Origin of the sequence: Bradyrhizobium sp., assembly GCF_030654605.1 — a bacterium.
In the GTDB taxonomy this organism is placed as follows: Bacteria; Pseudomonadota; Alphaproteobacteria; order Rhizobiales; family Xanthobacteraceae; genus Bradyrhizobium.
The window spans coordinates 18,139-42,834 of the sequence record NZ_JAURXB010000065.1 but is presented as its reverse complement, the minus strand read 5'-3'; the positions used below and the strand labels follow the sequence as shown (position 1 = coordinate 42,834).

The following is a 24,696-nucleotide window of genomic DNA, read 5'->3' as shown; positions in this document are numbered from 1 at the left end:
TGCCAGGGAAAGGGAAAGGAAAAGCCGTGAAACCAGACGGCAGCGATCAGAGTTCCGGCTTCTGCCGGATGATCACCTTGGTGCCGACCGGAACGCGCTCATAGAGGTCGGCGACGTCGGCATTGACCAGCCGGAAGCAGCCGGACGAAACCGCGGTGCCGATCGTATCCGGCCGGTTGGTGCCATGGATGCGGTAGACCGTGGTGCCGAGGTACATGGCGCGGGCGCCGAGCGGATTGCCGGGTCCGCCGGCCATGAAGCGCGGCAGATAGGGCTGGCGCTGGATCATCTCCGGCGGCGGCGTCCAGTCCGGCCACTCCGCCTTTTTGGTGATGTTGACCAGGCCCTGCCACTGGAATCCGTCGCGGCCGACGCCGATGCCATAGCGCAGCGCGCGGCCGCCGCCCTGGACCAGAAAGAGATGGCGATCCTTCGTTGAAATGATGATGGTGCCCGGCGGCTCGGAGGTGCGGTACAGCACCGCTGTTTTCCTGAACTGGGGATCGAGCTCCACGCTGTCATCGGCAATCAGTCCCGGCTGGTCGCCGACATCGGGCTTTTGCGCAAAACTCTGCGAGGCCGAAAGCAGCAGTCCGGCCGCGGCGGCCATGGTCCAGATCACGTGGCGAAACTTCGTCATGTTGAGTTCTCCCGGTGGCGGCTTCGCCAAGTGATGGAACCATCAAATCTCAGTGGCAACTTGATGGCAAGTTTTGGGCGGGCACCACCCCATATGCTTGGCATTTCAGGCGTTCTTCCCGATAAAAACCTCAGTGTCGCCAAACGCTTCGTTACTGTGCATGGGGTTGTTTTCGACGTTTTTGGTTCTTGCCGCGCCGGAGTTCGGCAGATCTGCCTTATTTCGGCGCGATCCACAGCCGCAGGCCGTACGAGACCAGGGTCACAGCCCCGACCCCGCCGAGCCAGAGCGCCGCAAACCACAACAAGCGTTGCGCCAGCGGCCGGGGATTTGGTTTGATCTGCGTCAATGGTACCCGCTCCCGGCCTCTACCTTGCCGCGGAAGACATAATAGGCCCAGCCGGTGTAGCCGAGAATCAACGGTATCAGCACGGCGACGCCGAACAGCATGAAGATCTGGCTGTTCTCGGGCGAAGCCGCCTGCCAGATGGTGATGCTCTGCGGTACGATATACGGCCACATGCTGATGCCGAGTCCGGCATAGGACAGCGCGAACAGCGTCAACGTCAGGAAGAATGGCTGGTAATCCCGTTTCCTGGCAAGGCTGCGCAGCAGCAGCGCGGTGACGACCGCGACCGCGATCGGCACCGGCGCCGTCAGGACGATACCCGGCCAGGAGAACCAGCGCTGGGTATACTGGATGTGCAGGAACGGCGTGGCGATGCTGACCGCGCCGATGGCGCCGATCATCGCGAACAGCAAAAACCAGCTGAGATGATAGGCCTTGTCGCGCAGCGGCCCGTCGGTCTTCATGACTAGCCAGGTCGCGCCCAACAGCGCGTAGCCGATCACCACCGCGATGCCGGTCAGGATGCTGAACGGCGTCAGCCAGTCCCACCAGCCGCCGGCATAATGCCGCGCCTCGACATGGACACCCTGCAGGATGGCGCCGAGTGCCACGCCCTGCGCCAGCGCCGCCAGCAGCGATCCCGAGAAGAACGGGATGTCCCAGCGGTTGCGCTCGCTCGGCCTGGTCCGCCAGCGAAACTCAAAGGCGACGCCGCGAAAGATCAGGCCGATCAGCATCGCGATCATCGGGGTGTACAGCGCCGGCATCAGCACCGCATACGCCAGCGGAAACGCCGCCATCAGGCCGCCGCCGCCGAGCACCAGCCAGGTTTCGTTGCCGTCCCACACCGGCGCCACGCTGTTCATGATGACGTCGCGGTCGGATTTCTTGGGAAACAGCGGAAACAGAATGCCGAGGCCGAGGTCGAACCCGTCCATGACGACATAGACGAAGACGGCAAAGGCGATGATGAAGGCCCAGACGGTGGCGATGTCGATGGCGGCGGTCATCATGCGCGCCCCTGTGCGGGCGTGATGCCGGCGGCGCGCGCCGGGGTATCGCCGCTCGGTCCCTGTTCGCCGTGGTGCGGCGCCGCCGCCATCATCCGGAGCATGTAGATCACGCCGGCGCCGAACACCGCGAAATAGACCATGATGAAGGCGATCAGCGACGAGGCGACCGCGGGCGCTGCCAGCGGCGAGGCGGAATCAACCGTCCGCAGCAGCCCGTACACCGTGAAGGGCTGGCGTCCGGTCTCGGTGGTGATCCAGCCCGCCAGCACCGCGATGAAGCCGGAAGGCGCCATGGCGATCGCGAACATCAGCAGCAATCGCGAATGATAGAGCGTGCCGCGCCAGCGCGCCCACAGGCTGAGCAGGCCGAGTCCCAGCATCAACAATCCCATGCCGACCATGATCCGGAACGACCAGAAGGTGATGGCCACCGGCGGCCAGTTTTCGCGCGGCACGGTGTCGAGGCCGGCCATTGGCGCATCGAGCGAATGTTTCAGGACCAGCGACCCCAGTTTCGGCACTTCGATGGCATATTTCACCTTGCCGGCGGCCTGGTCCGGCCAGCCGAACAGGATCAGCGGCGCGCCGTGCGGGTGGCTGTGGAAATGGCCTTCCATCGCCATGATTTTCACGGGCTGGTGCTCCAGCGTGTTGAGGCCGTGCTGGTCGCCGGCAAAAATCTGGATCGGCGCCACTAGGGTGGCCATCCACATCGCCATCGAAAACATCACGCGGGGTCCGGCGAGATGCGGGTCGCGCAGCAAATGAAACGCGCCGACCGCGCCGACCACCAGCGCGGTGGTCAGATACGCCGCCAGCACCATATGGACGAGGCGATAGGGAAACGACGGGTTGAAAATCACCTTGAACCAGTCGGCGGCGATGAACTGTCCGTCGGCATTGATGGCGTAGCCGGCCGGCGTCTGCATCCAGGAATTGGCCGACAGGATCCAGAACGCCGAGATCAGGGTGCCCACGGCAACCATCAGGGTGGCGAGGAAATGCAGGCGGTGGCCGACCCGCTCGAGGCCGAACAGCATGACGCCGAGAAACCCGGCCTCGAGGAAGAAGGCGGTCAGCACCTCGTAGGCCATCAGGGGGCCGATCACGGGGCCGGTCTTGTCGGAGAACGCCGACCAGTTGGTGCCGAACTGGTAGGACATCACGATGCCCGACACCACGCCCATGCCGAAGGCGACAGCGAAGATTTTCAGCCAGTAATTGAACAGGTTGATGAAGACCTCGCGCCCGGTCCACAGCCAGAGCGCCTCCAGCACCGCGAGATAGCTGGCCAGCCCAATCGAGAAGGCGGGGAACACGATGTGAAACGACATCGTGAAGGCGAACTGCGCCCGCGCCAGTACCACGGCATCCCAGCCCTCGAACATCGGCACCATCCGTCAAGGTTGGATCGTGCCGTCTGGATACCATGCAATGCGGCTTGCGGATATCGCGAACGAACGAATGGCAGGTTCCCGCGCGGCGCCCTTGTATGGCGCCGCTTTCTGCAGGCTCGATCAGCCGCTGGCGTTCAGCAAACGCGCGACGGTGCGGTCGATCTGCTCGTACTGGCCTTCGCCGGCGTGCTGGAACACGATTTTGCCGTTCTGGTCGATGATGTATTGCGCCGGCCAATACTGGTTGCGCCACGCGTTCCAGGTCTTCGAATCATTGTCCTGCGCCACCGGATAGGTGATGCCGTGCCGCTTCAGGGCGGCCTGCACGTTGGACGCCGATCGCTCGAACGGGAACTCCGGGGTGTGGACGCCGACCACGACGAGGCCGCGATCCCGGTACTTCTCATTGAGCGCGACCACGTGCGGCAGCGCGTTGATGCAGTTGACGCAGCCATAGGTCCAGAAATTGACCAGCACCACCTTGCCGCGCAGGTCCGCGACCTTGAGCGGCGCGGAATTGAACCATTTGCCGATGCCGGTAAAGTCGGGGGCTGCGCCTGGTACCGCTGCGACTGCGAAGGGAGCCGTGGTATCGCGCGCGGCCTCGCCGGCGATGCCGAGACTGGCGGCGCCGATCAGGCCAAGGGCAAACACGGAAGCGGTGGCTGCGAGCAAACGTTTTGTCATGGAACACTCCATTCGGGGGTGAGCTTGGGTTTCTGGGATTAGAGGCCGAGCTGGCCGTTCGGATAAAATCCGGTCAGCCATGCCAGGATCAGCGTGTCGTATTGAAACCAGGAGGCGACCGCGAAGGCGATCACGATGGCGCCGAAGCCCTGCTGCAGTCTGGGGGAGATCGCGGCGACGCGGCGGACGCGGGTGGTGACGGCCTGGCCGCCATAGGCGATCGCCAGCATCGGGATCGCAGCACCCATGGCGTAAACCACCAGCAGCACGCTCGCCCATGCGGTGTCGGTGGAGGTCGCAACCACGGTCAGGATCGAGCCCAGTACCGGCCCGGCGCAGGGCGTCCAGACCAGGCCGAGCGTGGTGCCCAGCACAAAACCGCCGAGATTGCCCTCGAGATTTCCTTTGCGCGACGCGCTGCCGACGGGACCTGACCCGATCAGCCCGTTGAGGCGGATCGACAGCCATTCGAACGGCTTGGGCCAGATCATCAAAAGCCCGAAGCCGAGCAGCAGCACGGTCGCGGCGGTGCGCAGGCTGTTGGGATCGAAGTCGAAGATGCGGGTGATCGCGCTCAGCGCCAGCGCCGTGGCGGAAAACGACATGACAAAGCCTGCCGCGATCATCGCAGGTCGCACCTTGCCGGTCTGGCCGACCGAAGCGCCAAGCAGGATCGGCAGCATCGGCAGCGTGCAGGGCGCCGCGATGGTGACGATGCCGGCGAGCAATGCGAGAACGAGGTTGAGCATCGAATGAGATTCCATGAACGATCCCCGGGCGCTGGCCTTGCGGCCGTGCGGGGCTTGTCATGGTTCTTCGGGCTGCCGGGCGGGGGCGTTACGTCGGCGGCGCGGCGGCGGCGTCACGTGTTGGTGAGAAAATCGGCGGGTGCAATCCCGGCACCGTCAGCAACCCCCAAATACAGAGCGACCCGGAGGGGGGCATCCCGTCCGGGTCGTTGGAGGTAACTTGGAAGGTAGAAGACTTGGTAGGCTAGAAAAACTCAATTCAGCGGGTGGTCTCGCTGTCGTAGGAGATCACGCAGACCTCCGAGGGATTCTTGTTGCTGCAATCGACCACTTGCTCGCGGACCAGCATCGTTCCGGTGTCGCGCTGGGCGCGGGGGGCGGAGTTCTGGGCGGACAGCGAGGCCAGGGTGCAGACCGCACCGAGCGGGATAATGAAGAGGCGGAAGGAAGGCTTCAGCATGTTCGTTCTCCTGTTCGGCGTTGGCGTTGCGTTGCTGATGATGGGTATAGGGGCTGAGTTTTTCCGGGTGATGTCGTGATTTGTTTCAATTGTTTCGTCGGAAGTAATCTCTTCCGCCGTCCCAAAGCCCGTTTTCAGCCTTGATGCTCCTGTCAACCGGTTGAAATAACTCGATTTTATGCCGCGAGGCTGTCGACGCCGGCGCCCTTAAGCAAGTCTGCAAGCTGTTTGCGGGCATAGAACATCCTGGTCTTCACCGTGCTCTGGGGAATGCCGATGATGGCGCCGGCCTCTTCCACCGACTTCTCATGGTAGTAGACGAGGTTGATGATCTCGCGATGCGCCGGCGACAGTTTGGCGACGCAGGCGCGCAGGATCGCCGAGGTGTTGCTGCGGTCCAGTGAGGCTTCGGGGGTGTCGGCCTGGTCGGCGATTTCGAGCACGTCTTCCTGGTCGATGTCCTCGTGGCGGCGCTGGCGCAGCGCGGTCAGCGCCTTGAAGCGGGCGATCGACAGCAGCCAGGTGGAGACTTGCGAACGGCCCTCGAACTGGGCGGCGGTGCGCCACACGTCGAGGAAAACCTGGCTGACGAGGTCTTCGGCCATGGTGGTGTCCCGCACGATGCGCAGGATGAAGCGGTAAACCCGGACGTTGTGTCGGGAGTAAAGGATATGCATCGCGGTCCGGCCGCCATCGGAGATGCTCTGCAGCAGCATTTCATCCGAGGTCGCCTGGGCGGCAATGATGCCTTGGCGGGCTGCGGCGTTGATGGCTACGACGTTCTGCATGACACGCTCCTGGTATTCGCCATTGGCGGCGTTTCGTTGGAGCGGAGTGATAGTTAACCCCGGTTTCGGGACGTCTGCACGCCAACGGGAAAATGGTTTCATGCGCAGGAGAATTGTTTCGTCGCAGGGGTCGCGACGACACATTCGAGGGCGAAATGTGTACGATTTCAAAAAGCTGGCCCCGAGGGGCATCGCAGGTTGAGGGTGGGGAACGATTCTCGTTCTGCTGCGTATGGATGCTCTTGCGGGGGAAATCGGTGTCGTCCCGGCCTCCGCGCCGGGACCCATAACCACAGGGCGTCGTGTTGCGCGAAGCTGGATCGACAGTCTCGTTTAACGGCTAATAGCGGTGGCTATGGGTCCCGGCTCAAGGCCGGGACGACGTCGAAGGGGATGCTTGGAAGATCACCCCTTCTCGCCGACCGGCGAAAACAGATAGCCGCCGCCGCGGATGGTGCGGATCACCGCCGGCTTGGTCGGATCGATCTCGATCTTGCGCCGGATTCGCATGATGCGCAGGTCCACCGCGCGGTCGAACGCCTCGGCGTCGCGCGCGTTGGCCAGCTCCAGCAGCCGCTCGCGCGACAGTACCCGCTTCGGATTGGCCGCGAACACTTTCAGCAGGCCGAATTCGGAAGCGGTCAGCGGATGCTCGTTGCCCTCGTCGTCGCGCAGCGCCTGCGCCTCGAGATCGAGCCATTTGGTGCCGAACCGCACCAGCTGGTCCTTCGCCTTGGCGCTGGCGGCCTCGGGTGCTGCAGCCGGCGCCCTGGCCGGCGCAGAGCGCCGCAGCACCGAGCGGATCCGCGCCATCAATTCCCTGAGTTCACAGGGTTTGGCGATGTAGTCGTCGGCCCCGAGCTCCAGCCCGACCACGCGGTCGATCGGGCTCGCGGTCGCGGTCAGCATGATGACCGGGACATTGGTGCGCCCCTTGAGGTCGCGGATGATGGAAAGCCCGTCTTCCTCGGGCATGTTGAGATCGAGCACCACGAGGTCGGGCACCGCGATTTCGATCGCCTCACGCAGGGTCTTGCCGCCGTCGCACAGGGTCACGCCGAAGCCGTGCATCTTGAGGTACTCGCCGACCATCTCGCGGGCCGGCGCCTCGTCGTCGACGATGATGATGTGTTGCTGACTCTGGGTCATGACATTTCAGTCGCAGGCAGCGTGACGGTGAAGGTCGACCCCCGTCCGGGTCCGGCGCTGTCGGCGGTCACCTCGCCGCCATGCATGTCGATGATGCGCTTGACGATGGATAGACCCAAGCCGGTCGAGCTTTCGCCGGCGGTGGGTTTGGCCGACAGCCGCTGGAAACGGCCGAACAGGCGGCCGAGGTCTTCCGGCGAGAGACCCGCGCCCTCGTCGGCGATGCGGATGATGGTGCTGTCCTGCTCATGGGTGACCATGACCGTGATCCTGCCGCCGATCGGTGAATATTTGATGGCGTTGCTGACCAGATTGTCGATCGCCTCGCGCATCCGGTCGGTATCGCACATCGTGACGATATTCGGCGGCGCCGACACCATGATGGTCTGCTGCTTGTTGACCGCCAGCGGCTGGTTGGCGTCGGCGACCTCGCTGACCAGAGCGGCGATATCGACCGGCTCGCGCCGGATCGAGATATCGAAGGCATCGGCCATCGCGTCCGAAATCAGGTGGTCGACCATCGAGGTCAGGCGCTTGGTGGCGTCGCGGATGTGTTCGACCTGGGCAGTGATGCTCTCCTTGGAGGAGCCGGCGCCGATCAGTTCGGTCAGCATTTCGGTGCGGCCGAGGATGACGCCGAGCGGATTCTTCAGGTCGTGGGCGACGGTGCCGAGAATTTCGTTCTTGAAGCCGTTGGCGCGCTGCAGCCGCATCCATTGCGACGACAGCCGGCGGTTGGCCTGCATCAGCGCGCGGGTGCGCTGCGCGACGCGGTCCTCGAGCTGGGTGTTGGCCTCGTGCAGCTGCTGGTAGAGAATCACATTGTCGAAAGCGATCGACAGCCGGCTGGAGAAAATCTCGACCAGCGCGCGGTCGGTCTCCGACAGCGGGCGTTCCGCTTGCAGCAGCACCACCACCTCGCGGCCGCTGCCGGTGCGCAGATAGAGCACGCTGCGGTGGTCGGCGAACTCGTTCTTGCGGCGATGGAAGGCCGCTTCCACCATCTGCCGCAGGTCCGGATCGAGCGATTTCGATCCGGTGGTGCCGATGAACCGGCTGTAGCAACCGGAGCCCGCGAGCACCGAGAAGTCGTTGCCGGCGCTGCTGCCGTCGTCGCGCAGCACCAGGATGCCGGCGCAATCGACATTGAGCAGCGAGGCGAGCTGGGTCAGCACGCCCTCGGCGAGCCGCTGCATCGACTTGAAGTCGTACAGGGTAGAGGCGGCATCGATGATGATTTCGAGCCCGCGCCGGGTCTGCACCATGCGCTCGAGCTGCTGATAGCTGCGCAAGGCCGCGGTCAGCGAGGTGAACAGCTTGTCGGCGGTCAGCTCCGTCTTCGCCTTGTAGTCGTTGATGTCGTACTGGACGATGACGCGCCGCTCCGGCGCCTGGCCGGGCTGTCCGGTGCGCAGGATGATGCGGACGGTCTCGTTCTTGATCTCGTTGCGGATATATTCGACGAGGTCGAGGCCGGCGGCGTCGGTTTCCATGATGACGTCGAGCAGCACGGCGGCGATATCGGGATGCGCCTGCATCAGCTTGCGGCCCTCGGCCGCCGAATAGGCCGACAGGATCTCCAGGGTCTGGCCGTTGAGATTGTAGTCGCTGAGCGCGAACCGCGTGCCTTCATGCACGGCCTGGTCGTCGTCGATCACGGCGACTTTCCATTTACGCGCAGTCGAGGCTACCGGAGCGGTTCCGGAATCGTCGATCAGGTGGAGGACATCGTCCTGTTCGGCCATTGCGGAATCCCGTCACTTGCTTGTTCTGTGGTCGCGGAACCGCCCTTGGCGGCCCGCGGCATAATAATGCGAAATGTGGTGCCTTGTCCCAGCCTTGAATCCAGCATCATCCGGCCCCCGAGCTGCTGGGTAACCAGATTATAGACGATGTGCAGGCCCAATCCGGTGCCGCCCTCGTTGCGGCGGGTGGTAAAGAACGGGTCGAACGCCTGCCGCTGCACGTCCGGCGTCATTCCGGCCCCGTTATCGGCGAAAATGATTTCGACATCGTCACTGCCGCGCGGCCGCGCCGAAATCGAGATGTTGCCGCTGCGGCCGTCGGCAAAGGCGTGATTGGCGGCGTTGAGGAAAAGATTGGTCAGAATCTGGCCATACGAGCCCGGATAGCCGTCGATCACGAGACCCTCCGGCACGTCGACCGACAGCGTGATCGCGGATCGCTTCAGCACTGGCCTCAGACTCGCGATGATCTGGTCGGTCGCCTCCGACAGGCTGAACTGGCGGCGTTCGGCATGCGAGCGGTCCACCGCGACCTGTTTGAAGGACTGGATCAGTTCGCCGGCGCGATGCAGGTTCGCCACCAGCTGACTTGCCGCGTCGCGGGACGAGCGGACGAATTCCTCGAGCTGCGACTTGCGCAGCTGGCCGTCGGATTTCAGCTCGGCCTCGAACATTTCGGCGCGGCGCGCGAAACTGGACGCCACCGTCAGGCTGATGCCGATCGGATTGTTGACCTCGTGGGCGACACCGGCGACCAGGCCGCCGAGCGCCGCCAGCCGTTCGGCGTCGATCAGGTTCTGCTGGGCGGCGTTGAGTTCGAGCAGGGCGCCCTCGGCCTTTTCCTTCGAGGTGCGCAGTTCGTCCTCGGTTTCGCGCTTGGCGATGGCGTTTTCGCGGAACACCTCGACCGCGCGCGCCATCGCGCCCACCTCGTCCTTGGCATTGGTGCCCTGCACGCGCCGGTCGTAGTCGCCTGTCGTGATGGCGTGCATCGACGCCATGATCTGCTGCAGCGGCAGCCGGATCGAGAGCGCGATGATGACGCCGGCGGTGAGGATGATGCCGAGAAAGATCACGGCGATCGACAGCACCTTGCGGGAGATGCTGGTCAGCGTGCGGTCGAAGGTGGCCTGCGCCTTCTGCTCGCGCTGGCGCATCTTGACCGACAGATTGTCGATCGCGCCGATCGCTTCGGCCTGGCTGGCGTCGATGGTGTTGCGCAACAGCTCGGTCCGGCTCGCCAGTTGCTCCGACAGTTTGGCAAAGCCCTCGCGCAGCGCCAACGTTCGTGCCTTCAGCCGCTGCAACGCCATGCGCTGCAGGTCGTTTTCGGCCAGTTCGGACATCTCCGGGATGGTTTTTTCGATGGTCTCGGTATTCCTGCGGGCGTCCTCGGCCGACGCCGTCGCCAGCGACAGATAATAGGCGTTGGCAGCGACCAGCATCGCGGTGAACGCCTCGCGGGATTTGCCCAGCGAAGGCCAGATCAGGGCCTCGCGGCGCCCGGTGGCGCCTTCGATGATCGAATACAGCCCCGCCATGTCCTTGGCCGGAGCCAGCACCTGTTCCTGGTAGGTTTTCGTGATGGTGGCCTGCACCGCGCGCAGCTCGCCGAAGCCGTTGAGGAATTTATCGGTGACGCGCTCGAGTTCGGCGACCGACCCCGACAGCATCGGGTCGGTCGATGCGCGCGTGGTCAGCGTGCCCAGCACCGCCTCGCGCAGCAGCAGGATCTCGGCGAACAGCTCCGGGCTCGGCTGATTGATGTAGCGATGGATCAGGTTCTGCAGCCGGCTGGTTTCGCTTTCCAGCAGCGCCAGGATCTTGTCGGATTCCCGCACCTGCCGCACGTCGTCCCAGGCCGAACCGAGCACCTGGGCGCCGTTCCAGATCATGCCGGCGAGCACCACGACCACGGCCGAATTCAGCGCGGCAATCGACAGGATGCGCCAGCGGATCGGCACCGCGCGGACCAGCCCGACGATCCGGGCACGGCCCCGCGCGGCGAGACCCGCGGGCCGTTCCATGGTTTCGTCGTGCCGCGGCAATGCCAAGGCTAATTCACTCCACCTTGCGAATTCGTCAGATCAGCCGCGCCACCGTGCCATCGCGCGGCATTTTTTGCGTCGATTCCAGCCATCGCGGCTTCGAACCGGACGCCGCTGTAATCTATTGCAGAGTTTCGATGGTGCAAAAATGCAGCGGCATTGGCCAACACATCGGCCGTCACGCAGGTCCCGATTAGGGCTGCAGCCACATTGCTGCGATTGAGGTCTTCGGCCGTTGAACCGGCGGCGCGAAATTCCCGCGCCACGGCACTCGTCGAGACCGCCGTCAGCGACAGCGTGACAACGAGTGTTACGGTCCGCGAAAGGCCGGCGCGGCTGTACACAGGCAAAACTCATCCCCTTGTGATGATGTCGGCGGTGGGCAAGAAAGGTTCAACCCATTTAGCAGATACCGCCGAAGGATGGCTATCCTGCCAGCGCCACGGAGGGCGTCAATGGTGCGCTGCCATCCTTCGAGACGGCCACTTCGTGGTCTACTCCAGCGACAACGGCGAAGCCGTTGCGCGGGGATGAGGTTAACTTGTTGAAACACAACAACCTCATGCTGAGGAGCGAGCGTCGCGAGCGTCTCGAAGCATGGGTAGCAAGCGACTCACCGATCTTGCATCGTCGGTACTGGCCGGTCGCCGCCGGAAAGCGGGATCGAAACGATGCGAGGGGACATGCCCTATCAAAGCTCATGCCGGCCGATGAGTCCAATCGTCACAGGGTGAGGCGGTTCGAACCCGAAAAAGGCACAGCACTGCAGTGCACCGTCGCGTGGCCTTGCAACGGCAAATCATCTCATCGTCCGCATCAACTTCCGTGTTTCACCCAACAAATCCCGAATCTGCCGGCGTTCGGCAATCGCGTCGCTGGTAAAAAGGCCGTGCCGGCGCGCATTGCGGTTTCCTTTCTGTCCGCCCGAGCCTCTCCCGCCGCCGTGCATGCGGCAGCGCGACTTGCCGCGCACCGCCGCCGAGCGGCACGACCCGCCCGAGCGTGTTTTGGCGCCGCAACGTGGGCTCATCAGCAATTGACGCGTTTTTGGCGCGGGGTTGCTCATGCTTCTGCGCTCCGCTCGTGGTTTGTCGCAGTCCGGCAATCGCGCATGATCATCCGGTGCGGCAGGGGCGGTTCAACTTCGATGTCAGGGTTTTGGCGTTTGATCGCGGCCGAACGGCACCATTGCAGGCTATGAGCGGTTCGAAATTGCCGGATGTTGTAATTGTGCCGGTGATTTGCCCGACGTGTCAAAATGTTTTTCGGCGAGCAGGTCCATGGCACCGCCCTCGTATGTTTGCATGGGCTCGTTTTCAAGTTTTTTGATTGGCCCCGTCAATGCTGCGCTGCGCTGGACCTTTTGCGGATTGAAACCGCAGGCTCAGGGCCCTATTGAAGGCCGTCATGCGCGAGAGCGGCGTTTCGGCCGCCACAGATCAGATTGGTTATATGGTGAATTCGGCTCTGAGATTTTTGCGGCTCGCGGCCGTTGCCGCAATGGTCGCACTGGCGTCTCCGGCATGGGCGGTCACCGAGATCATGTGGTGGCACGCGATGTCGGGCGAACTCGGCCGGCAGCTGGAGAAGCTGGCGTCGGATTTCAACGCATCGCAATCCGAATACCGGATCGTGCCGAGCTACAAGGGAAATTACACCGAAACCGTCACCGCGGCGATCTTTGCGTTTCGCTCGCGCAGCCAGCCCGCCATCGTTCAGGTCAACGAAATCGCCACCGCGACCATGATGGCTGCGAAAGGCGCGATCTATCCGGTGTACGAGCTGATGCGAAACGAGTCCGAGGCGTTCTCGCCGGCCGCCTATCTTCCGGCGGTGACCGGCTATTACTCCGACGTCGCCGGCAACATGCTGTCGTTCCCGTTCAACGCCTCGACGCCGATCCTTTATTACAACAAGGACCTGTTCCGCGCCGCCGGCCTCGATCCCGAAGTGCCGCCGAAGACCTGGCCCGAGGTCGGCACAGCCGCGAAAAAACTGCGGGCGTCCGGTGCGGTTTGCGGTTTGACCACATCCTGGCCGTCCTGGATCAACGTCGAGAATTTTTCCGCATTCCACAATCTGCCGATTTCCACCAGGGCCAATGGCTTCGGCGGTCTCGATGCCGAACTCAATTTCAACAATCCGGTGATGGTGCGCCATGTCGCGCAACTGACGGAATGGCAGGCCACCAAGGTGTTCGATTACAGCGGCCGGGCGCAAACCGCGGAGCCGCGCTTTCAGAAGGGCGAATGCGGCATCTTCCTGGGGTCGTCGGCGACGCGCGCGGACATCAAGGCCAATTCGAAATTCGAGGTGGGCTACGGCATGCTGCCGTACTGGCCCGACGTCGCGGGCGCGCCGCAAAACACCATCATCGGCGGCGCCACCCTGTGGGTGCTGCGGGACCGGCCGCGCGTCGAATACAAGGGCGTCGCGAAATTCTTCGCCTATCTGTCGAAGCCGGAGGTTCAGGCCGCCTGGCACCAGAACACCGGCTATCTGCCGGTGACCCGGGCGGCGTTCGACCTGACCCGCGCGCAGGGTTTTTACGACCGCAATCCGGGTGCGGCGATCTCGATCGAGCAGATGACCTTGAAGCCGCCGACCGAAAATTCGCGCGGCGTACGGCTCGGCTCCTTCGTGCTGGTCCGCGGCGTGATCGAAGACGAACTGGAGCAGGCCTTCAGCGGCAAAAAATCCGCGCAGCAAGCGCTGGATGCCGCCGTCGAGCGCGGCAACCGCCTGCTGCGCCAGTTCGAGCGGGCGAATCCGGACCGGTAGCGGCGATATCCGATGCACGCGCTGCCGAGCCTGACGACGTCAGAGACTTTCCAGGCATGGCGCGCCGACGCCGCGCAATGGTTGTCGGCGGCGCTGGACATTGCGCGCAGCCACGGATTGCCGCATGCGGATGCGCATGTCTTTGCGACCGGGACCAATCTCGTGGTCGGGCTCGACGACCGGCTGATCCTGAAGGTCTTTCCGCCGTTCCTGCGCCACCAGTTCGAATCGGAGCGGATCTCGCTCGCGCAGTTGCGCGGTAGGCTCGGTGTCCCGATTCCGGAAATCGTGCTCGAAGGCGAACGCGACCAATGGCCATATCTGGTCATCACGCGGCTGTCCGGCGTGCTCGGCACGCAGGCGTGGCCTGGATTGCCGGAGGACCAGAAGGAACGCGTGCTGGCTGAGATCGGCGAGACCATCGCGCAGGTGCAGCGCGTTCCGGTCGGCGATCTCGCCCGGATCGAGCCGGGATGGGAGAGGTTCATGGCCCGGCAAATCGATGGTTGCCGGGCGAGGCACCAGCGCCTCGGATTGCCGGAAAAATTTCTCGACGGACTGGACGACTTGCTTGTCGACGCCGAGGCGCTGGTTGCGCTGGACGCGCCGCCGGTGATCCTGACCGGGGAATACATCCCGGAGAATTTCTTGCTGAACTGCGACGACGGAGGCTGGCGGCTTTCGGGGCTGATCGACTTCGGCGATGTGATGACGGGAAGGGGCGAATACGACCTGCTCGGCCCCAGCGCCTTCATGACCGCGGGGATGCCGCGTCGCGTCCGCAGCCTGTTCGAGGGCTACGGCTATTCCCGCGCGGAGTGCGATTTCACTTTGAAGCGCCGGCTGATGGCGCTGCTTCTGCTACATCGCTTCAGCGATCCCGTCAGGCACATCTGTATCGAGGGCTGGCAGCAGAAAGCCAGCGACCTTCTCCAGTTGCAGGAATTGCTCTGGCCGGATCGGTAGGGTGTCATCCCTTCGACTGGATCAATCTGGCCGCGTGGCTGAGCACCCCGACGATCGCCTGGAGACCGGAGCCGCCGCCGCCTCCACCGCCCCAGCCCTCGACATATTTGCCGCCGAGGGCGCGCACCTGGCGCAGGGCGCCTGATATCAGCGCCCGGCATTGCGAGATCGCCGACAGCGCCTGGGCCTTGTTGGTCGCGGCACGTAGTTGCGAGGCGGCGGTTTGCAGCGCGCTGCGGGTCGAACCCATGTTGGCGCTGGATAGTTGGCCGCCCAATTTGTCGACCACATTGGCCACGCAGTCGTAGAGCGCCTTGCCGTTATTGGTGGCGCAGACCGCGAGGCCCCCTCCGGCTGCACCGTCAGCTGCCGCCGCGGCCGCCGCCGCCCCGGCGCCCGCCGCCGCTTCGCGGCTTGAAGAAAGCGATCCGAGCATGACCAGCGCCGCCAACAGCGCCGCTCTGGCCGATGTGGCGAGGATCTTTTCGCCGCGATTCCGTTTTTCAAATGTCTGCGTCACCATTGCGTCACCCCTCGATTTTTGATGCCGGTTCAAATGGAAACTACCCCTTAGACTGGATCAGCTTGGCCGCCCGAGCGAGTACGCCGACAATGGATGTGAGGCCGCTATCGCCCCAGCCGGTGACGAAGGCGTTGTTGGCCGCTTTGACTCTTCGCAAGGCGGCGGAAATGGCGGCCTGGCACTGGCTGATTGCAGAGAGTGCCTGGGCCTTGGAAGTGGCGGCCCGCAGTCTCGAAGCCGCGGTTTGCAGCGACCGCTGGGTTTCCGGAACCTGTGCCCGAGCAACGTCTCCGCTCATGCGATCGAGCACATTGGCGACGCATTCGTAGAGCGCCTTGCCGCTATTGTTGCTGCAGGATGAGAGGCCGGCATTGGCGGTTGCTGAAGCTGCTTCCAATATCGCCGCGGCCGAAGCCTGACGATCCGTAAGAAGGGTACCGGATATGACAAGCGCCAGGAGAACAACGGTCCGGGCGCACAGCGCAACAATCTGTCCACGATATCTTCCATTTGCAAAGGCCTGCAATCGCATCGAACTATCCCCCATGTTTGAAACATATGACATCCGGCAAACCGGACTCGATTACTGGAATCCCGCCGGCGTAACCGAATTGCCCACCGTGAATTCGCACGGCACCGTCGTCATCTTCGGTTCTCCCTTAAGCGCGAACAGCCTCTCCCACCGTGATTTGCGGCACACAACGCCACCGGGGGCGTCCTCGACGATGACAACGGCGTAAAGTCGGTCCCGCTTCTGAAACGCCTTGATGCTGGTGTCCTCGGGAAACGTCTGCAGCAGCGTCAGCACGCCGTGCCCGCTGTCGGTGTCGGCGGCGATCCCGGCGATGCCGGAAATGGTGCGCCATTTGCCGGCCTCGATCGTCGCGCCGATGAAGACGCCTTCGGCGAGGGTGTTCTGCAGAATCTTGTGTTTGAGAAATTCCGGGCCGAGTTCGGGCGCCAGCCGCAATTTGTTCTTCAGGCTCGGCGAATAGAACACCTTGTCGGTACCGCCCTGAAACACGATGGTGGTGCCCTCGGGGCCGCCGGCGAGCAGGTTCTGGAATTCACGCCCGCTCAATATGCCCGCGGCAGCCGGCAGGGCGGGGCATATCAGCGCCGCGAGCGTGATGGCGGTCCGGAAACGCCGGTGGCCGTTGGTTGCGGGCCTGGCCGTGAAGGTTCTGGATGGCATGGCGGCAATTGGAATGTGCACCAAGCGCGCGGGAGCGCCGCTTTGGCAGGAATAATGCGAGGTACAATTTTGAAATCCAAGCATACCGCGGGTTGACCGTCAATTTGATGACGGACCTTCGTTGAAGACAGGCGTCGGGCGTGACAGATTGCGGCGATGCGAATGGGCTTTGTGAAATTGCTGCTGGTTGCCGGGCTGAGCTTGCTCGCGGTCGGGCCGTCATTGGCGGCAGGTGAGTCGCGAAAGACCGTGGCGAAGGCGGCGCCTCGGCTGGCGCTGGTGATCGGCAATGCCAATTACGTCAGGCTCGGCCGGCTGAGCAACCCGGGCAGCGATGCGCGGCTGATCGCCGGGAAGCTGCAGCAACTCGGCTTCGACGTCACCCATGCGGCCGACCGGGACCTCAAGGGCATGACATCAGACGTCGAGGATTTCGCGCGCAAGGTCAGGGAGCACGGGCCGGAGACGGTGGCGGTGGTGTATTACGCCGGCCACGGCGTGGAGAACGATTCCGTCAATTATCTGGTGCCGGTCAACGCCGATATCAAAAAGCGCAGCGATATCGCGCCACAGTCGGTGAGCGTGAAGCGCATCGCCGATCGACTGTCGGCGGCCGGCAACCAGCTCAATATCCTGATCGTCGATGCGTGCCGCGATAATCCGCTCCCGCAAGGTGTGACGGCTTCGGGGACCCTCGGCCTGGTGCCGATGGGGGCGGTCTATGGCGTGTTCATCGCCTCGTCGACCGGATCGGGCAAGATCGCGTTCGACGGCGAGGACGGACACAGTCCCTACACACGGGCGCTCGGCGAAGCCATCACGGCGCCAGGCGAAAAACTGGAAGACGTGTTCAAGAGCGTTCGCCGCCAGGTCCGGCTGTCGACGGGCGAGGCGCAGATTCCCTGGGAATCCACGTCGCTCGAACTCGATTTCTATTTCGTTCCACCGGCACCCCCGCCGAGCCCCGCCGAACAATTGTTCGCAGCCGCGAGCGAGACCGGCAATCTCGCATTATACGATCTCCTGATCGACCGGTTTCCGGCCAGCGCCGAGGCCGCTGCCGCGCGCCCGATCGTCGACAAACTCAGGCAGGCTGCCGCCAGCGAGCCGCCTGCGGCCTCCGCCGCGCTCGTGCTGGCGCGCGCCAGGCAGGCGCGCACGCCGGAAGCGTATGATCTGGTGGCGTCGCTGTTTCCCGATACGACCGAGGCCGAGGAAGCCCGCGCCGCGGCGTCGCGGCTGCGCGAAGCCACCGTGCTCGATAGCGCGGGGCCGACCCATGAAGGCCGTGAGCTCGTCACCCTGATCCAGCAACAACTGGCGCGGCTCGATTGCAGGACGGGAGAGCCGAACGGCGTATTCGAGACGTCAACCATTCAGGGCCTGCGGCGCGCCTCCTTGCTGTCGGACGAGCGCTATCTCTGGTACCGCCCGACCATGGCGGCACTACGCGCGCTTCGGAAGATCGATGCCAATGACGGCTGCGGCCGGCAGAAAACCGTCACCGCCCCGCGCTGCCTGCGGATCAACAATGAGGATTATTGCCAATAGCTGCCGCGCGCCGGCGTCGTGACGGCATCTGCACGATCGAACTACAGCTCGACCATATCGAAATCGCTCTTTGCCGTGCCGCATTCCGGACAGACCCAGTCATCCGGAACGTCGGCCCATCGCGTGCCGGGAGCGAGGCCTTCGTCCGGATCGCCCGCGGCTTCGTCGTAGATGTATCCGCAGGTCCGGCATTGCCATGATTTAAAGGGCTCGGCGTTCATCTGGATCGTCCTTCTTGCGATATGGGAATTTTCCCGGCGAGGCGTCGCTATGCAGCAGGCACGACCGGGGCGGGCGGGAACGTCATCCGGTCGTCGGTTCGGCAATAGCGGTCCGCGAACATGCGCCCGACCGGATGATAGCGGTCCATGTGCACGCGCATGGCGTCGGGATCCCACAATTCGTCGCGGATATGGAAATTGATGCCTTCGCCCATGATGAGCTGGCGGTCGCCGTTCACATCGATGGTCTTCCAGGTCTTGCATTCCATCGACCATGGCGCGTCGGCGAGCCGCGGCACCGCGATTTTGGTCGAGGGCAAAAGTTTCAGGCCGAGATAGCTGGGCTCGCCGATCTCGGGCGGAAAGTCGCCGCTGGAATCGTGCATCGCGCGCGCCAGCGGCTCATCGGTCATGTGGACGACGAATTCCCCTGATCGCTGGATGTTGACCACGGTGTCCTTGACGCGGCCGTCGGGCCGCAAATTGGCGGCGAACATGCAGAGCGGCGGATCCTCGCAGAACACGTTGAAGAAGCTGAACGGCGCGGCGTTGACCACGCCGGTGGGGCCGATGGTGGTGACCCAGGCGATCGGCCGCGGCAACACGAAGGCCGTCAGTACCTTGTAGCGTTCGCGATGTGCGAGTTCGTCAGGTGTATATTGCATGGGTGCATTTCCAGTTTGACCGGATTTCCGGAAAGCCACCTTGTCGTAAAAATGGACGCGGTTCGAGATGGGGCGTCGATTCCCCCTGGTAAACGACGAGTCGGCACTTTTGAGCATTGCCGGCTCCCCGCGGCGGGCCATCCACCCCGCGCCCAACAAACGAGCCTCACAAAATATTTGCATTATTTTTAGGCAACAAAGTCTCTTTGTATGCAAAGCGAGACGCGGTCGAACCACGATGCGCGAAGCCAATTTTGGCCATTAGCTAGCTGAATCATGATCTTAGCTAAGCATTAGCCTTCCATTAAGATTTGGCACGAACCTTGCGATGGTTCCAACGCCGATTTCGTCCGTAGCTTTGGAGCATCACATGAAGCGTCGCGATTTTCTGAAATCCGTCACCGGAGTAGCGGCAGGCGCCATGGTGCCGGCGCCGGCGATCTGGTCCGCCGCCAAGGCCCAGGCCCGCTCCGAGACGCTGCTGATCGTCTCGGAAAGCGGTCCCAACAATCTCGACATCCACGGCGTCGGCACCAACGTGCCCGGCTACGAGGTGTCGTGGAATTGCTACGACCGGCTGATCACCCACGAAATGAAGACCGGTCCGGGCGGCGTGGCGTATTACGACCGCGACAAGTTCAAGCCCGAACTCGCCGAAGACATGAAGGTCGGCGACATGTCGGTGACCTTCAAGCTGAAGAAGAACGCCAAATTTCACGACGGCGCGCCGGTCACGGCGAAGGATGTCAAATGGTCGCTCGACCGCGCGGTCAGCGTCGGCGGCTTCCCGACCTTCCAGATGGGCGCCGGTTCGCTGACCAAGCGCGAGCAGTTCGTCGTGGTCGACGACAACACGGTGCGGATCGACTTCGCCAAGAAGGACCGCCTGACGATTCCCGATCTCGCCGTGATCGTGCCCTGCGTGATCAACTCCGAACTGGTGAAGAAGAACGCCAGCGAGAAAGACCCGTGGGGTCTCGAATATACCAAGCAGCAGACCGCGGGCTCCGGCGCCTACAAGGTGACGAAATGGACCGCCGGCACCGAAGTGATCATGGAGCGCAATGACGACTGGGTCGGTGGCCCCATGCCCAAGGTCAAGCGCGTGATCTGGCGCATGGTGCCGCAGGCCGGCAACCGCCGCGCGCTGCTGGAGCGCGGTGACGCCGACATCTCCTACGATCTGCCCAACAAGGATTTCGTCGAACTGAAGGGCGGCGGCAAGCTCAACATCATGTCGGTTCCGTATTCCAACGGCGTCCAGTACATCGGCATGAACGTCAAGATCCCGCCGTTCGACAATCCGAAGGTGCGCGAGGCGGTGGCCTGCGCGATTCCCTATCAGAAGATCATGGATGCGGTGCTGTTCGGCCTCGGCAAGCCGATGTTCGGCGCGGCCGCCAACGCGCCGACCGAGGTGGCGTGGCCGCAGCCGACCAAATTCGTCACCAACATCGAGAAGGCCAAGGCGCTCTTGGCCGAGGCCGGTTTTCCCAACGGTTTCGAGACCACGCTGTCGTTCGATCTCGGCTTCGCCGGCGTCAACGAGCCGCTCTGCATCCTGGTGCAGGAAAGCCTCGGGCAAATCGGTATCAAGACCACGATCAACAAGATCCCGGGCGCCAACTGGCGCACCGAGCTGAACAAGAAGGCGCTGCCGCTCTACACCAACGTGTTCTCCGGCTGGCTCGATTATCCCGAGTACTTCTTCATCTGGTGCTACGACGGCAAGAATTCGATCTTCAATACCATGAGCTACCAGTCGAAGGAGATGGACGCCTTCATCCATGGCGCCGTCGACGCCGCCGCGATCGGCGACAAGGCTGTTTACGAGAAGGACGTGAAGGGCTTCGTCGACCTGGCGTTCAAGGACATTCCCCGCATTCCGCTCTACCAGCCCTACGTCAACGTCGCGATGCAGAAGAATGTCTCGGGCTACCAGTACTGGTTCCACCGAAGGCTGGATTACCGCGCGCTGGTGAAGGCGTAACGCCACATGCTGACCATGATCGGCAAACGGCTGATGTTCGCGATCCCGAGTCTGATCGGGGTCGTGATCGTCACGTTCCTGCTGACCCGCGCGCTGCCGGGCGATCCCGCGGCGTATTTCGCCGGCCCGGCCGCGACCAAGGAGGCGGTCGAGCAGATCCGCAAGAAACTCGGGCTCGACAAGCCGCTGATCGAGCAGTTCTTCCGCTACACCGCCGATCTCGCGCGCGGCGATTTCGGCAATTCGCTCACCACGGGCCAGCCGGTCGCGACCGAAATCAAGAACCGCCTGCCGGCGTCGGCCGAACTGACGTTGCTCGGTCTCGTGGTGTCGATCGCGATCGCAATTCCGCTCGGCGTGCTCGCGGCGACAAGACCGGGTTCGTGGATCGATCATCTCTGTCGCGTTACCACGACGGCCGGCGTGTCGCTGCCGGTGTTCTTCACCGGCCTCGTGCTGGTCTATGTGTTCTATTTCAGGCTGGGATGGTCGCCGGCGCCACTGGGCCGGCTCGACGTGTTCTACAGCGCGCCGCCGACGGTGACCGGCTTCTATCTGATCGATGCCATCATCGCGCGCGATTTCGAAACGTTTCGTTCGGCGCTGAGCCAGTTGATCCTGCCGGCGGCAACGCTGGCGGTATTCTCGCTGGCGCCGATCGCGCGCATGACGCGGGCCTCGATGCTGGCGGTGCTGTCGTCGGATTTCGTGCGCACCGCGCGCGCCAGCGGGCTGTCGCCGGGCACCGTCATCGTCACCTACGCCTTCCGCAACGCCATGCTGCCGGTCATCACCACGCTCAGCATGGTGTTCTCGTTCCTGCTCGGTGCCAATGTGCTGGTGGAAAAAGTGTTTGCCTGGCCTGGCATCGGCTCCTACGCGGTGGAAGCCCTGATCTCCTCGGACTTCGCGCCGGTGCAGGGTTTTGTCCTCACCATGGCGGTGATGTACGTGCTGCTCAATCTCCTGATCGATGTTCTCTATGGCGTGATCGATCCACGCGTCAGGCTGGAAGGGTGAGGCCAAGAGCATGAGCAGCGTAGCCCCCGCCGTCGAACCCGCTGTCCCCGCGCGCACTTCGGGTCTCGCCTCGATCTTCGAACACACCCGCTATGTGCTCGGCGAGAACCGGGTTACCGCGTTTGCGTTCGGTTTGCTGGTCGTCATCCTGTTCGCGGCGCTGTTCGGTCCCTACGTCGTTCCCTACGATCCGCTGGCGTCGAATACCGCGTCGGCGCTGAAACCGCCGTCGGCGGCGCACTGGTTCGGCACCGACCAGTTGGGCCGCGATATTTTCAGCCGCGTCATCGTGGCGACGCGGCTCGACGTCTTTATCGCGGTGGCATCGGTGGCGCTGGTGTTCCTGATGGGCGGCCTCGCCGGCATCGCCGGGGGCTATTTCGGCGGCTGGACCGACCGCATCGTCGGCCGCATCGCCGATACCATCATGGCGTTCCCGCTGTTCGTGCTGGCAATGGGCATCGTTGCCGCGCTCGGCAACACCGTGCAGAACATCATCATCGCCACCGCGATCGTGAATTTCCCGCTCTACGCCCGCGTCGCCCGCGCCGAGGCCAATGTGCGGCGCGATGCCGGCTTCGTCCAGGCGGCGCGGTTGTCGGGCAACGGCGAATTCCGCATCCTGCTGGTGCACATTTTGCCCAACATCATGCCGATCATGATCGTGCAGATGTCGCTGACCATGGGATACGCCATTCTCAACGCCGCCGGCCTGTCCTTCATCGGCCTCGGCGTACGGCCGCCGACCGCCGAATGGGGCATCATGGTCGCGGAGGGCGCCGGCTTCATGGTCTCGGGCGAATGGTGGATCGCGCTGTTTCCCGGCCTGGCGCTTATGATCGCGGTGTTCTGCTTCAACCTGCTCGGTGACGGCCTGCGCGACATCGTCGATCCGCAGCGGCGAACCTGAGGGATCACACCATGACCGCGCAGCCGCTGCTCGACGTCAATGACCTAACGGTCGAATTCGCCACCCGCCGCGGCATCGTTAAGGCCGTGCAGCACGTCAATATCACCGTGGCAAAGGGCGAGACGCTCGGCGTCGTCGGCGAGTCCGGCTCCGGCAAGTCCGTCACCTCCTACGCGGTGATGCGGATCCTCGATCGCGCCGGCAAGATCGCCGAGGGCTCGGTGATGTTCTCCGGTATCGACGTCAAGAACGCGACCGAAGACCAGATGCGCGATTTGCGCGGCCGCGAAATTTCGATGATCTTCCAGAATCCGCGCGCGGCGCTGAACCCGATCCGGAAAGTGGGCGACCAGATCGAGGACGTGCTGCGCCAGCACGTCCAGGCCGGCGCCAGCGACCGCGGCGAGAAGGCGATCGAGGCACTGGAAGCGGTCAAGATCGCCCGGCCGCGCGAACGCTACCACGCCTATCCGTTCGAATTGTCCGGCGGCATGTGCCAACGCGTGGTGATCGCGCTGGCGCTGGCCTGCAATCCGCAGCTATTGATCGCGGACGAGCCGACCACCGGTCTCGACGTCACCACGCAGAAGGCGGTGATGGACCTGATCGTCGAGTTGACCCGAAGCCGGGGCATGTCGACGATCCTGATCACCCACGATCTCGGCCTGGCCGCCGCCTATTGCGACCGCGTGGTGGTGATGGAAAAGGGCCACGTGGTCGAGACCGCGTTGTCGGCCGATATCTTTGCCAATCCCCAGCACGCCTACACCAGGAAGCTGATGCGCGCGACGCCGCGGGTCGGCGTCTCCCTGCGCGATCTGCTGCCGGAGGAGGAGGCGGCGAAGCTGGCTCCTTTAACCTCTCCCCGCTCGCGGGGAGAGGTCGACGCGCGAAGCGCGGCGGGTGAGGGGGACTCTCCAGGCACCGCGCTCGCTGGAACTCCCCCTCACCCCGACCCTCTCCCCGCAAGCGGGGAGAGGGAGAAGAGGCCCGGGGGTGACGATATTACAAAACCCCTGCTTCTCGTCGAAAAACTCGTGAAGGAATATCCGCGCCAGGGTGCCACGGCGACGCTGGCAAAGCTGTTCTCGCGCAAGCCGCCTGTCGAGCTCGAAAAATTCCGCGCGGTCGACGGCATCAGCTTCTCCGTCGGCCATGGCGAGAGCGTCGGGCTGGTCGGGGAATCCGGCTGCGGCAAATCCACCACGTCGATGATGGTGATGCGGCTATTGGACCAGACCTCGGGCCGCATCCAGTTCGACGGCGACGAGATCGGCGCGATCCTGCCCAATGCGTTTGCGCGGCTACCGCTGCGCAAGAGCATCCAGATGGTGTTCCAGGACCCGACCGACAGCCTCAATCCGCGCTTCACCGCGGCCCGCGCCATCGTCGATCCGATCATGCAGCTCGGCGACATCAAGGGCCGCGACGCGCTGCGCGCCCGCTGCGAGGAACTGGCCGGCATGGTCGGCCTGCCGGTCAACCTGCTCGATCGCTTTCCGCATCAATTATCCGGTGGACAGAAGGCCCGCGTCGGCATCGCGCGCGCCATCGCGCTGCACCCGAAACTGGTGATCCTCGACGAGCCGACCGCCGCGCTCGACGTCTCGGTGCAGGCGGTGGTGCTGAATTTGCTGCAGGACCTGAAAGCGTCGATGGGGATGAGTTATCTGTTCGTGTCGCATGACCTGAACGTGGTGCGGCTGTTGTGCGACCGCGTCATCGTGATGCGCTCGGGGCGTATCGTCGAGCAGGGTTCCGCGGAAAGCGTCTTGGGCAATCCGCAGGATGCCTATACAAAGGAATTGCTGACGGCGATTCCACATCCACCGCTGCCGGTTCACTGAAG

The 24,696-nt window shown here is 63.6% G+C and carries 25 protein-coding genes; 7 read left to right on the top strand and 18 right to left on the bottom strand.

Annotation, left to right across the window (positions count from 1 at the left end; genetic code table 11):
- Positions 1-46: 46 nt before the first annotated feature.
- The 13 genes from Q7U29_RS05530 to Q7U29_RS05470 form a co-directional block, all read right to left on the bottom strand.
- Positions 47-640: a L,D-transpeptidase gene (locus Q7U29_RS05530; protein WP_304739325.1), complete on the bottom strand. Its 594-nt coding sequence runs from the start codon at positions 638-640 to the stop codon at positions 47-49.
- A gap of 217 nt (positions 641-857) precedes the next feature.
- On the bottom strand, positions 858-989 hold the full coding sequence (locus Q7U29_RS05525; protein WP_304739323.1) for a DUF2474 domain-containing protein: 132 nt from the start codon (positions 987-989) through the stop codon (positions 858-860).
- Positions 986-1,999: a cytochrome d ubiquinol oxidase subunit II gene (gene cydB / locus Q7U29_RS05520; RefSeq protein ID WP_304739455.1), complete on the bottom strand. Its 1,014-nt coding sequence runs from the start codon at positions 1,997-1,999 to the stop codon at positions 986-988. Before cydB ends, Q7U29_RS05525 begins: the two co-directional genes overlap by 4 nt.
- Positions 1,999-3,390, bottom strand: a complete 1,392-nt coding sequence (locus Q7U29_RS05515) for a cytochrome ubiquinol oxidase subunit I (RefSeq protein WP_304739321.1) — start codon at positions 3,388-3,390, stop codon at positions 1,999-2,001. The genes cydB and Q7U29_RS05515 overlap by 1 nt, the downstream gene beginning before the upstream one ends.
- A gap of 129 nt (positions 3,391-3,519) precedes the next feature.
- Positions 3,520-4,086 (bottom strand): thioredoxin family protein, encoded by a 567-nt coding sequence (locus tag Q7U29_RS05510; protein WP_304739319.1) that lies wholly within the window; start codon positions 4,084-4,086, stop codon positions 3,520-3,522.
- A 38-nt stretch (positions 4,087-4,124) separates the two neighbouring features.
- Positions 4,125-4,835: a cytochrome c biogenesis CcdA family protein gene (locus Q7U29_RS05505; RefSeq protein WP_304739453.1), complete on the bottom strand. Its 711-nt coding sequence runs from the start codon at positions 4,833-4,835 to the stop codon at positions 4,125-4,127.
- A 259-nt stretch (positions 4,836-5,094) separates the two neighbouring features.
- On the bottom strand, positions 5,095-5,295 hold the full coding sequence (locus Q7U29_RS05500) for a hypothetical protein (protein WP_304739317.1): 201 nt from the start codon (positions 5,293-5,295) through the stop codon (positions 5,095-5,097).
- A 176-nt stretch (positions 5,296-5,471) separates the two neighbouring features.
- Positions 5,472-6,083 carry a sigma-70 family RNA polymerase sigma factor gene (locus Q7U29_RS05495; protein WP_304739315.1) on the bottom strand — a complete coding sequence of 204 codons (612 nt, stop codon included), beginning with the start codon at positions 6,081-6,083 and terminating at the stop codon, positions 5,472-5,474.
- Positions 6,084-6,488: 405 nt separating this feature from the next.
- Positions 6,489-7,232, bottom strand: a complete 744-nt coding sequence (locus Q7U29_RS05490; protein WP_304739314.1) for a response regulator — start codon at positions 7,230-7,232, stop codon at positions 6,489-6,491.
- Complete coding sequence (locus tag Q7U29_RS05485) at positions 7,229-8,977, bottom strand: DUF3369 domain-containing protein (protein ID WP_304739312.1); 1,749 nt, start codon at positions 8,975-8,977, stop codon at positions 7,229-7,231. Before Q7U29_RS05485 ends, Q7U29_RS05490 begins: the two co-directional genes overlap by 4 nt.
- Complete coding sequence (locus Q7U29_RS05480; RefSeq protein WP_304739310.1) at positions 8,947-11,004, bottom strand: ATP-binding protein; 2,058 nt, start codon at positions 11,002-11,004, stop codon at positions 8,947-8,949. The genes Q7U29_RS05485 and Q7U29_RS05480 overlap by 31 nt, the downstream gene beginning before the upstream one ends.
- A gap of 29 nt (positions 11,005-11,033) precedes the next feature.
- Positions 11,034-11,369: a hypothetical protein gene (locus tag Q7U29_RS05475; protein WP_304739308.1), complete on the bottom strand. Its 336-nt coding sequence runs from the start codon at positions 11,367-11,369 to the stop codon at positions 11,034-11,036.
- A 455-nt stretch (positions 11,370-11,824) separates the two neighbouring features.
- A complete protein-coding gene (locus Q7U29_RS05470; RefSeq protein WP_304739306.1) occupies positions 11,825-12,091 on the bottom strand; it encodes an HGGxSTG domain-containing protein in 267 nt (88 codons plus the stop codon).
- 434 nt (positions 12,092-12,525) lie between these two features.
- On the opposite strand from Q7U29_RS05470, the gene ugpB reads away from it, so the two are divergent.
- Complete coding sequence (ugpB, locus tag Q7U29_RS05465; RefSeq protein ID WP_370691698.1) at positions 12,526-13,806, top strand: sn-glycerol-3-phosphate ABC transporter substrate-binding protein UgpB; 1,281 nt, start codon at positions 12,526-12,528, stop codon at positions 13,804-13,806.
- A gap of 12 nt (positions 13,807-13,818) precedes the next feature.
- Positions 13,819-14,772 carry a phosphotransferase gene (locus Q7U29_RS05460; protein WP_304739304.1) on the top strand — a complete coding sequence of 318 codons (954 nt, stop codon included), beginning with the start codon at positions 13,819-13,821 and terminating at the stop codon, positions 14,770-14,772.
- A 4-nt stretch (positions 14,773-14,776) separates the two neighbouring features.
- On the opposite strand, the gene Q7U29_RS05455 is transcribed toward Q7U29_RS05460, so the two are convergent.
- From Q7U29_RS05455 to Q7U29_RS05445, 3 genes are read right to left on the bottom strand one after another with little or no spacing between them, the layout of a single operon-like run.
- Entirely contained in the window at positions 14,777-15,292 is a 516-nt protein-coding gene (locus Q7U29_RS05455; protein ID WP_304739303.1) for a hypothetical protein, read from the bottom strand.
- A 43-nt stretch (positions 15,293-15,335) separates the two neighbouring features.
- Positions 15,336-15,827, bottom strand: a complete 492-nt coding sequence (locus Q7U29_RS05450) for a hypothetical protein (RefSeq protein WP_304739302.1) — start codon at positions 15,825-15,827, stop codon at positions 15,336-15,338.
- A 51-nt stretch (positions 15,828-15,878) separates the two neighbouring features.
- Complete coding sequence (locus Q7U29_RS05445) at positions 15,879-16,490, bottom strand: hypothetical protein (protein ID WP_304739301.1); 612 nt, start codon at positions 16,488-16,490, stop codon at positions 15,879-15,881.
- A gap of 162 nt (positions 16,491-16,652) precedes the next feature.
- On the opposite strand from Q7U29_RS05445, the gene Q7U29_RS05440 reads away from it, so the two are divergent.
- A complete protein-coding gene (locus Q7U29_RS05440) occupies positions 16,653-18,041 on the top strand; it encodes a caspase family protein (protein ID WP_304739300.1) in 1,389 nt (462 codons plus the stop codon).
- Between the two features lie 41 nt (positions 18,042-18,082).
- Here Q7U29_RS05440 and Q7U29_RS05435 read toward each other — a convergent pair whose 3' ends face one another.
- Positions 18,083-18,262 (bottom strand): rubredoxin, encoded by a 180-nt coding sequence (locus Q7U29_RS05435; protein ID WP_304739298.1) that lies wholly within the window; start codon positions 18,260-18,262, stop codon positions 18,083-18,085.
- Positions 18,263-18,309: 47 nt separating this feature from the next.
- Positions 18,310-18,927, bottom strand: coding sequence for a flavin reductase family protein (locus Q7U29_RS05430; protein ID WP_304739296.1), 618 nt, complete (start codon positions 18,925-18,927; stop codon positions 18,310-18,312).
- A 370-nt stretch (positions 18,928-19,297) separates the two neighbouring features.
- Here Q7U29_RS05430 and Q7U29_RS05425 point away from each other — a divergent pair, with 370 nt between their 5' ends.
- The 4 genes from Q7U29_RS05425 to Q7U29_RS05410 are packed head-to-tail and all read left to right on the top strand — an operon-like array spanning position 19,298 to position 24,694.
- On the top strand, positions 19,298-20,917 hold the full coding sequence (locus Q7U29_RS05425; RefSeq protein WP_304739294.1) for an ABC transporter substrate-binding protein: 1,620 nt from the start codon (positions 19,298-19,300) through the stop codon (positions 20,915-20,917).
- A 6-nt stretch (positions 20,918-20,923) separates the two neighbouring features.
- On the top strand, positions 20,924-21,937 hold the full coding sequence (locus Q7U29_RS05420; RefSeq protein WP_304739292.1) for an ABC transporter permease: 1,014 nt from the start codon (positions 20,924-20,926) through the stop codon (positions 21,935-21,937).
- Positions 21,938-21,947: 10 nt separating this feature from the next.
- Positions 21,948-22,847, top strand: coding sequence for an ABC transporter permease (locus tag Q7U29_RS05415; protein WP_304739290.1), 900 nt, complete (start codon positions 21,948-21,950; stop codon positions 22,845-22,847).
- An 11-nt stretch (positions 22,848-22,858) separates the two neighbouring features.
- Complete coding sequence (locus Q7U29_RS05410) at positions 22,859-24,694, top strand: ABC transporter ATP-binding protein (RefSeq protein WP_304739288.1); 1,836 nt, start codon at positions 22,859-22,861, stop codon at positions 24,692-24,694.
- Positions 24,695-24,696: the final 2 nt, after the last annotated feature.

Bases quoted from the DNA above. Each gene is read 5' to 3' on its own strand.
- Q7U29_RS05530 (WP_304739325.1), bottom strand. From the start codon at position 640: ATGACGAAGTTTCGCCACGTGATCTGGACCATGGCCGCCGCGGCCGGA.
- cydB (WP_304739455.1), bottom strand. From the start codon at position 1,999: ATGACCGCCGCCATCGACATCGCCACCGTCTGGGCCTTCATCATCGCC.
- Q7U29_RS05515 (WP_304739321.1), bottom strand. From the start codon at position 3,390: ATGTTCGAGGGCTGGGATGCCGTGGTACTGGCGCGGGCGCAGTTCGCC.
- Q7U29_RS05510 (WP_304739319.1), bottom strand. From the start codon at position 4,086: ATGACAAAACGTTTGCTCGCAGCCACCGCTTCCGTGTTTGCCCTTGGC.
- Q7U29_RS05505 (WP_304739453.1), bottom strand. From the start codon at position 4,835: ATGCTCAACCTCGTTCTCGCATTGCTCGCCGGCATCGTCACCATCGCG.
- Q7U29_RS05500 (WP_304739317.1), bottom strand. From the start codon at position 5,295: ATGCTGAAGCCTTCCTTCCGCCTCTTCATTATCCCGCTCGGTGCGGTC.
- Q7U29_RS05495 (WP_304739315.1), bottom strand. From the start codon at position 6,083: ATGCAGAACGTCGTAGCCATCAACGCCGCAGCCCGCCAAGGCATCATT.
- Q7U29_RS05490 (WP_304739314.1), bottom strand. From the start codon at position 7,232: ATGACCCAGAGTCAGCAACACATCATCATCGTCGACGACGAGGCGCCG.
- Q7U29_RS05485 (WP_304739312.1), bottom strand. From the start codon at position 8,977: ATGGCCGAACAGGACGATGTCCTCCACCTGATCGACGATTCCGGAACC.
- Q7U29_RS05480 (WP_304739310.1), bottom strand. From the start codon at position 11,004: ATGGAACGGCCCGCGGGTCTCGCCGCGCGGGGCCGTGCCCGGATCGTC.
- Q7U29_RS05470 (WP_304739306.1), bottom strand. From the start codon at position 12,091: ATGAGCAACCCCGCGCCAAAAACGCGTCAATTGCTGATGAGCCCACGT.
- ugpB (WP_370691698.1), top strand. From the start codon at position 12,526: ATGGTCGCACTGGCGTCTCCGGCATGGGCGGTCACCGAGATCATGTGG.
- Q7U29_RS05460 (WP_304739304.1), top strand. From the start codon at position 13,819: ATGCACGCGCTGCCGAGCCTGACGACGTCAGAGACTTTCCAGGCATGG.
- Q7U29_RS05450 (WP_304739302.1), bottom strand. From the start codon at position 15,827: ATGCGATTGCAGGCCTTTGCAAATGGAAGATATCGTGGACAGATTGTT.
- Q7U29_RS05445 (WP_304739301.1), bottom strand. From the start codon at position 16,490: ATGCCATCCAGAACCTTCACGGCCAGGCCCGCAACCAACGGCCACCGG.
- Q7U29_RS05440 (WP_304739300.1), top strand. From the start codon at position 16,653: ATGGGCTTTGTGAAATTGCTGCTGGTTGCCGGGCTGAGCTTGCTCGCG.
- Q7U29_RS05435 (WP_304739298.1), bottom strand. From the start codon at position 18,262: ATGAACGCCGAGCCCTTTAAATCATGGCAATGCCGGACCTGCGGATAC.
- Q7U29_RS05430 (WP_304739296.1), bottom strand. From the start codon at position 18,927: ATGCAATATACACCTGACGAACTCGCACATCGCGAACGCTACAAGGTA.
- Q7U29_RS05425 (WP_304739294.1), top strand. From the start codon at position 19,298: ATGAAGCGTCGCGATTTTCTGAAATCCGTCACCGGAGTAGCGGCAGGC.
- Q7U29_RS05420 (WP_304739292.1), top strand. From the start codon at position 20,924: ATGCTGACCATGATCGGCAAACGGCTGATGTTCGCGATCCCGAGTCTG.
- Q7U29_RS05415 (WP_304739290.1), top strand. From the start codon at position 21,948: ATGAGCAGCGTAGCCCCCGCCGTCGAACCCGCTGTCCCCGCGCGCACT.
- Q7U29_RS05410 (WP_304739288.1), top strand. From the start codon at position 22,859: ATGACCGCGCAGCCGCTGCTCGACGTCAATGACCTAACGGTCGAATTC.